The sequence below is a fragment of the Burkholderia paludis genome (assembly GCF_000732615.1).
Classification (GTDB): domain Bacteria; phylum Pseudomonadota; class Gammaproteobacteria; order Burkholderiales; family Burkholderiaceae; genus Burkholderia; species Burkholderia paludis.
In genome coordinates this window covers 1-7,175 of the sequence record NZ_JPGL01000040.1, presented here as the reverse complement: position 1 = coordinate 7,175, position 7,175 = coordinate 1, and the positions used below count along the sequence as shown (strand labels likewise).

General features: G+C 54.7%; 5 protein-coding genes and 1 pseudogene. 5 read left to right on the top strand and 1 reads right to left on the bottom strand.

Going from position 1 to position 7,175, the window contains the following annotated elements:
• The 5 genes and pseudogenes from GQ56_RS46630 to GQ56_RS41735 all read left to right on the top strand — a co-directional run.
• Positions 1-659: pseudogene (locus tag GQ56_RS46630) on the top strand (integrase core domain-containing protein); the annotation flags it as partial.
• A gap of 288 nt (positions 660-947) precedes the next feature.
• Entirely contained in the window at positions 948-3,713 is a 2,766-nt protein-coding gene (locus GQ56_RS0123590; protein WP_034200582.1) for a type VI secretion system Vgr family protein, read from the top strand.
• 28 nt (positions 3,714-3,741) lie between these two features.
• Positions 3,742-5,457 (top strand): glycoside hydrolase family protein, encoded by a 1,716-nt coding sequence (locus GQ56_RS0123585; RefSeq protein ID WP_031400981.1) that lies wholly within the window; start codon positions 3,742-3,744, stop codon positions 5,455-5,457.
• Between the two features lie 18 nt (positions 5,458-5,475).
• Entirely contained in the window at positions 5,476-6,279 is an 804-nt protein-coding gene (locus GQ56_RS0123580; RefSeq protein WP_031400980.1) for a lysozyme inhibitor LprI family protein, read from the top strand.
• Positions 6,280-6,342: 63 nt separating this feature from the next.
• The gene (locus GQ56_RS41735) at positions 6,343-6,624 is read left to right on the top strand and encodes a PAAR domain-containing protein (RefSeq protein WP_075123000.1); all 282 of its coding nucleotides are present in this window, start codon (positions 6,343-6,345) and stop codon (positions 6,622-6,624) included.
• Between the two features lie 334 nt (positions 6,625-6,958).
• On the opposite strand, the gene GQ56_RS0123575 is transcribed toward GQ56_RS41735, so the two are convergent.
• Positions 6,959-7,175, bottom strand: a 217-nt coding sequence (locus tag GQ56_RS0123575; protein ID WP_031400979.1) for an integrase core domain-containing protein, incomplete at its 5' end; no start/stop codon positions are given.

Sequence of the window (7,175 nt, the reverse complement as noted above, 5' to 3'; positions counted from 1 at the left end):
TGGCGGAGGCGCTCGCAAAAAAAGACTGAGGCCATCTTGCCGGCGTGAGATGGCCATGCATGCGGTGTCCAGCCGGGGCATTTCGATCCGGCTGGCATGTGAGGCATTTGGGATCAGCCAGGCCTGTTATCGGTACGTCAGTCGGCGCAGCGCCGAGAACGATGAGATTGCAAACTGGCTGCTGCGCCTGACGGACAACCATCGGAACTGGGGCTTCGGGTTGTGCTTCCTGTACCTGCGCAACGTGAAGGGCTTCTGCTGGAATCACAAGCGCGTGTACCGGATCTATCGAGATCGACTTCTCATTGCCATCGGAACGCATGATCCGTGCGTTGCGGCAGATCATCGGATGGCGCGGCAGACCCAAGGCGATTCGGTGCGATAACGGGCCCGAGTACCTGAGCGCAGCGATCATCGAATGGGCCCGACAGTATGGCATCAGGCTCGACTACATCCAGCCGGGCAAGCCGCAGCAAAATGCGTATGTCGAACGATTCAACCGGACCGTGCGGTACGAATGGCTGTCGCAGTACCACTGGGAAGACTTGGACCACGTGCAGCGCTTCGCGACCGATTGGATGTGGACTTACAATCACGACCGCCCGAACATGGCCCTGGGCGGATTTACCCCAAAGCAGCGGTTGGCAATGGCCGCTTAGTTTCTACTTTTGAACCCCGTGGAAAACGGGGGGATTACCCTTCCAGCCGATCAATAAAATAGAAAGGAATTTGTTGGAAAGCAAAATTCCTGATGGTCCTGCCGCGTCAAACCCGACCGCCTGCGAGATGGAGTATGAATTATTGTCAGACCATATTGTGGTTTTCTCGATCAAAGTCCATTCTCATGGCCTGTCGACGTCGCTAAAATTGCGGCGATATAACGGGGAAGCCGTTCCCGTGAGAGCGTAGGCCGTTGAGCCTGCAAAAAACAACAAGATGGAAAACGCATGAACATGACCGAAGTGGCTCAGGCGATTCGTGGCGGCCTGATCCAGCAAGATCGCCTGCTCAAGGCGAGCATCCCATCGCTGCCGGAGAACGCGCTTGTTCCGCGCCGAGCCGTGACTTATTCCGAGCTTGGCCGTGACTTCAGTGTCACGCTCGACATGGTATCCACAGCAGGCGATATTGAGCTCAAAACATTGATCGCTCAACCGATGACCCTGTGGTTGCAGCAAGCGAACAAGTCCTATTTGCCGATCAACGGCTACATCCATACAGCTCGTAGGCTTGGTGCTGACGGAAGCCTTTCAAGTTATCAGTTGGCCTTCGCTTCATGGATGCATTTCCTAAAGTTCCGCAGCGATATGCGGTACTGGCAGGACCAGAGCGTTGACGCCATCCTCACCGATGTATTCAATGCGCATCCACAAGCGCGGGGACAATTCGAATTCGCCTTGCTGAAGACGTTACCGTCGCGCTCGTACTGCCGTCAGAGTGAGACCGATTGTAATTTTGTCCATCGATTGATGGAAGAAGAAGGCTTGTTCGGTTTTTGGCGCCAGGACAACGAGGGAAAGTCACACAGGCTCATCGTGACCGATGACATTTACTCGCTTGATGAGGTATCTCCCAATCCAGTCGAGTTCTCCAAATCGGGCGCGACTGGCGAAACGGATGCATTTACGCAATGGGCAGGCTCGCGGACATTGCAGAGTACCGTCCATACGACGCGTACGTTTGACTACAAGGCACCATCCTCTATTGCCAACCCGAAAGGTACGACGCTGCCGACGATGGCCGGTCAAGGAAATTTGCCGGAACAGACGGAAGTCTACGAATATACCGGCGCCTACACGTATCTGAACCGGGATCGCGGTGAACATCTGTCAAAGATTCATCTAGAGGAATGGGAATCGAGAGCGAAGAGATTTCTTGGTATGGGGGGCGTTCGGGCCATTGATGCCGGCCGCCGCTTCGTACTGACTGGCCATCCTGAGCACGATCGCGATCAAGCCGGGCACCGAGAATTCGCATCGATCAAAGTGCGCCGGTACGTTGAGAACAACCTGCCGTTATCGAATCACGAAGCGAACTTTCCTTATAGCTTGCAGAGCGAACTAGCGCAGGCGAAGTTCGAACAAACGGGAGAGGTCGTCACTCACGAAGACGGCTCGGCCGGTTTTTATCTGGTCGAAGTCGAGGCACAGCGCGTGACGGTTCCGTATAGGAGCCCGTTCGAGCACAAGAAGCCAACGATGGAGTTGGAGACGGCAATCGTCGTCGGGCCGCAGGGCGAAGAGGTGTACACGGATGCACTGAACCGTGTAAAGGTCATGTTCGTTTGGGACCGACAGAACTCGGGTAACGCAAATGCCTCGTGCTGGGTGAGAGTCGCGCAGTCGGATACGGGCGGGGGTTACGGGAGCGTACACGTTCCGAGAGTCGGAGAGGAAGTGCTGGTCGGCTATGTCGGAGGTGACTGTGACAGGCCCATCGTGCTGCATCGCGTTTACAACGGGAGCGTCCAGCCGCAATGGCACAGCAATGGCATCCTGTCGGGCTACCGATCGAAAGAGTATGCAGGTGCTGGCTACAACGAGATGGTCCTTGACGACGCTACTGCGCAGAATCGTGTCCGGCTGTTCAGCAGCAGTTCGAACACGCTTCTCCATCTCGGCTATCTCATCGATCAGGACGGTAACACCCGCGGCCCCTATCTCGGCAGCGGTTTCGATTTGAAATCGGACGCTCACGGCGCAATTCGTGCGGCGCAGGGGCTTTTCGTCTCAAGCTACGACGCATCGGTCAAACAGCCCATGGATGCGCGTCACGCGACCAGTCAGCTCGTCAATGCGGAAAGCGTTGTCCAGTCGCTTTCTGACGCAAGTGCAGGGCATCGCGCTGAGAGTCTCTGCGCAGGCTATGATGCGTTGCGTGCATTTACCGACGCGACGCAGGCAAGTGTCGCCGGTACTTCTACCGGAGGTCGCACCGCCGGTGGCGGTACCGGCAGTGCGAACGGTTTCAAGGCCCCGATCATGTTGTTCGCGAGCCCGGCCGGTATCGCAACATCAACGCAACAGTCGACGCAGATCACGGCTGACCAGCATGTAAATATCGTTAGCGGTGAAAGCACGCATCTGGCTGCAGGGAAATCGTTGATCGCAAGCGTGGCCGAAAAAGTCAGCCTGTTCGTTAAGAATGCGGGGATGAAGCTATTCGCAGCAAAGGGTAAAGTAGAAATCCAGGCACAGTCGGATAATGTCGAAATAATCGCTGATCAGGTTCTGAAACTGATCAGCGCAAAGCGTCGGATCGAGATCACCGCCGCCGAGGAAATCCTGCTCAACGCGCGCGGTAGCTATATCCGAATCAGCGGTGCAGGAATCGAGCATGGTACGCCCGCGCAATGGACCGCCTATGCAGGCAACCATGCGCTGCCGGGCCCGAAGTCGCTACCTGTCGTCGTACCCGGTTTTGACATGCCCAAAGCATTCAGCAACCGACTCGATGTCTATGATATCTACTGGCAAAGAGAATTCGGCGAGGTCGAATATACGGCGCGACGGGAGAATGGTGATGTGGTCGCTCAGGGTACTCTCGATGAGCATGGCCGCACGCCACGCTTGACGACCGACCAACCCGAGACCCTCCAGGTACTCGTCGGCACTCAAGGGTCCTGGCTAGTCGAATCGGTAGCCCCATCGTCCAGCGATTCCGGCGAAGCTACTCCAGACGATCCGGACCATTGCGTCAATCACAGCGCCTGAACGCCATTCGAGCCAATCCGAAAAAATCATGACCGCCCCGAATACCAACACTGATCCTCTGTCCGCCGTAACGGTCTATTTCAAGGATCACTTTGGCCGACCGATCCAGGATTTGAAAATCGAGATCAAGGGTATGGAAGACCGCGCGAATCAGGTCTATCACGCCGCATCGACAAATGCGGAGGGTGCCATCCGGTTCTCGGTTCAAATGGGCACTGCGCTATCCGTGCATGTGAAGCGTTGGACTAGCGATACGATGAAGGAAGTCGCACGTTTGAACGCGTCTCTGTCTCAGGCCTACTTCAATCTGACCAGTCCGAAGACCAAGCATGACTTGCCGACCAAGGTCGACGATACGGCGAAAGGCGATTACTGGCGCGGCACTTACCTTGTCAAATCGCACGACAATCTGACGACAATCGCGAAGAAATATCATACGAGCGTTGATTTGCTCAAGCGGGTGAACGGACTGAAATCAGACCTCATCTTGGTAGGCCAAAAGTTGAAGGTCCCCCCTGCCGAGACTCGGAAATCCGATGAGCCGACGCCAAAGAAACCAAGCCCACCGGGTAGCCCACCGCAGAACGATCATCCGAACAACGATAGGGGAGCGCCGACTTCGGCACCTCGTCAGGGCGCTGCACCTATCATTTTTCCGATACAAACCCGCCCGCTAAATGACGAGGGCGGCGTATACGGAACGACGTCGTCGGACTATACATGGACCAAACCTTTACATGGCGGCGGTCATGATCAATCACGATTTGGTGCGACTCGCGATCGCGGTCGGAAGCATGCGGCCCGCGACCTTTACGTGCAGGCACACACTCCGATCGTAGCGATTGCACCGGGCGTCGTTATCAAGCGCGAACTTTTCTATTGCCAAACCTGGCAGATCAGTATTCATCACAAGACTTCTGATGGTCGAGAGTTTATCGCTTTGTACGGCGAAGTCGATCCATCGTCCACAAAGGTGAAAATCGGAGACACAGTAAGCCAGGGGCAAGTTCTTGCTAACAGCGGAGTACTGTTGAAGGATAACGGTACCCCGCTGCATATCGTCGGAAGCGAAAATGTGTCGATGCTCCATTTCGAGACGTATTCGGGCGCTCTCGGATTCGATCCCCACTCGAAACTGAACGGAAAAACGTTGGGCGGTCCGTTCCAGCGTCGCGGCGACTTGATCGATTCGCTCGCGATTCTGCAGGAGGGCTACAAGGCGACGTTTCTCGATGCGCCACCCCTGAAACCTACCGGCCAACGCATCCCGATAGCCCAATTGAAGATTTCGGATCAAGGCAAGGAATTTATCAAGGGTTGGGAGGGAGTGCGCTATGACACTGCGAAGGCCAATAGTTACTATTACAACGACAGTAAGGGTTATTGTACGGTTGGCTGGGGTCACCTGATTGCCGAAAGCAGTTGTGCGGCGAACGGGTACATTGCGATGTCGAGCAAGATAACCGTGGCTGAGGCTCAGACACTTTTTGACAACGATGTCGCGGTGATCGAAGGTCGTGTCAAGAATGCGATCAGCGTACCCCTCTACCAGCACGAGTACGATGCACTGGTCTCGCTCGCCTTTAACATGGGCAGTCTGAGCAAAGCGCCAAGTCTGTGTCGTAAACTGAACAACGGTGACTACACTGGAGCACCTGTCGAATTCCTGGATATCGAAAACAAGACGCGCCGCGAACGAGAGCACGACATGTTTTGTCTAGGCACTTACAATTCCAACCATTAAACGAACGATATCTTTTTCATGCAGAAATTCACACTGAGCTTACTCCTCCTGATGTCGGTGGCCTTTGGGCCGGCGCATGCTTCGGCCGAGGAAATATATCGAATGATAGGTGCAGCGCAGTTCGAACAGGGACATGACACACACCAGTTGCCCTTTCCGGTCAATCCCCAGGCCGCGGCTTTTCTCACTTTCGATGATAGTGCGTTTGCACTTCATTACACCGGGCACAGTTGCAACGTAAAGATCGACAAGAAAATGAACTTCTATGTCGACCCGGTCATCTCTCACTCGTTCGGTTCCAGAGACAAATTCAATGCTTTTCTGACCGCGAAGTTCCATGCGAAAGGCGCGGCGCTGACTGATACCTATATTCTGGGTGATGTCGACGCACCGCTCTGCTCGGGCCTCCGATCTGCGATGATCTATCGATCGCAGGACGAGATGGTGTTGCTCGACGGTTCTTGGGCGTACGCCTTCGCGCGTCAAACCCATGCGCCAGCAAATGCGGAGCAAAGTTTCGACTGCAGTAAAGCCGCAACGAATGTCGAACACCTTATATGCAAGAATCCAGATCTGATTAAACTCGATGCAACCGTCAATCGTGGCTACGTTGCGATGATGCTGACCAATTCGAAAGAAATTTCATACCAAGATCCAGTGAGACTAAATCAAATCAACTGGATCAAGACAGTACGGAATTCCTGTAGTGACAACGCTTGCTTGATGAAAGCATATAACGGCCGCATAGCCTACATCAAAGGTAGGATAGCAAGCACCTACCCGTCTTATCCCGAAGAGGATTCCAATCAAGAAGGTGATTGATGCACGCGCACCTCTGTCCAGACAACACGCAGAAAATCGTTCTCAACTTTGTCGAGGTGCAAAATGGCGCTAGCTATCATCGTGGTCGGAGATATGACATCGCATGGGGGGCGCGTGATCAGCGGCTCGGATATCCATACGATTGGAGGTAAGGCGATTGCTCGTCTGCATGATCTCGTTGACTGCCCAGAAAAATATCCCGATGGCAAATCGCACGGCATTAACAAGATCATTGAAGCACATCCAACGTTGACAATTGACGGCGAGCGTGTTGCGCTACATGGTCACCACACCGAATGCGGTTGCATGTTGATTGGCAGCACCGCTACGCAGGTTGGAGACTAGTGTCACCTCGGTGATCGACTTAGCTCGGATTTACATGCCGGATTGTGGACCGTGAGCAGGCGTGCGAGCCCGATCCAGTGTGGCGTTCGGTCTGCAGGACAATCGGTGTGATCGTGTGCGACGGCCCACTTCATTTGAGTCACGGACCCGATGGCCGACAGTCGACGTTAAGTGACGACATCTGTCAGAGCGAATGTCCAGCCATCGAAGCCGGTGGCGTCACAGTCGATATCGTATATCGCGGTCTGAGCGACAGAGAACGACTTGTTCCGAAGGATGGCGAATCAGGTTGTACGGTAATACCCCCGCTTTTAACGCGAGTCAGAAGTAGAGGCTAAGCGGCCATGGCCAGCCGCTGTTTTGGCGTTACGCCACCAAGGCCCATGTTGGGGCGCTCATGATTGTATTGCCACATCCATTCCGTGGCGAACTGCTGGATGTGCTTAAGGTCGTCCCAGTAGTACTGGGACAGCCATTCATAGCGTACCGTGCGGTTGAAGCGCTCCACGTAGGCGTTCTGCTGCGGCTTGCCCGGCTGGATGTAGTTCAAC

Bases quoted from the DNA above. Each gene is read 5' to 3' on its own strand.
- GQ56_RS0123590 (WP_034200582.1), top strand. From the start codon at position 948: ATGAACATGACCGAAGTGGCTCAGGCGATTCGTGGCGGCCTGATCCAG.
- GQ56_RS0123585 (WP_031400981.1), top strand. From the start codon at position 3,742: ATGACCGCCCCGAATACCAACACTGATCCTCTGTCCGCCGTAACGGTC.
- GQ56_RS0123580 (WP_031400980.1), top strand. From the start codon at position 5,476: ATGCAGAAATTCACACTGAGCTTACTCCTCCTGATGTCGGTGGCCTTT.
- GQ56_RS41735 (WP_075123000.1), top strand. From the start codon at position 6,343: ATGGCGCTAGCTATCATCGTGGTCGGAGATATGACATCGCATGGGGGG.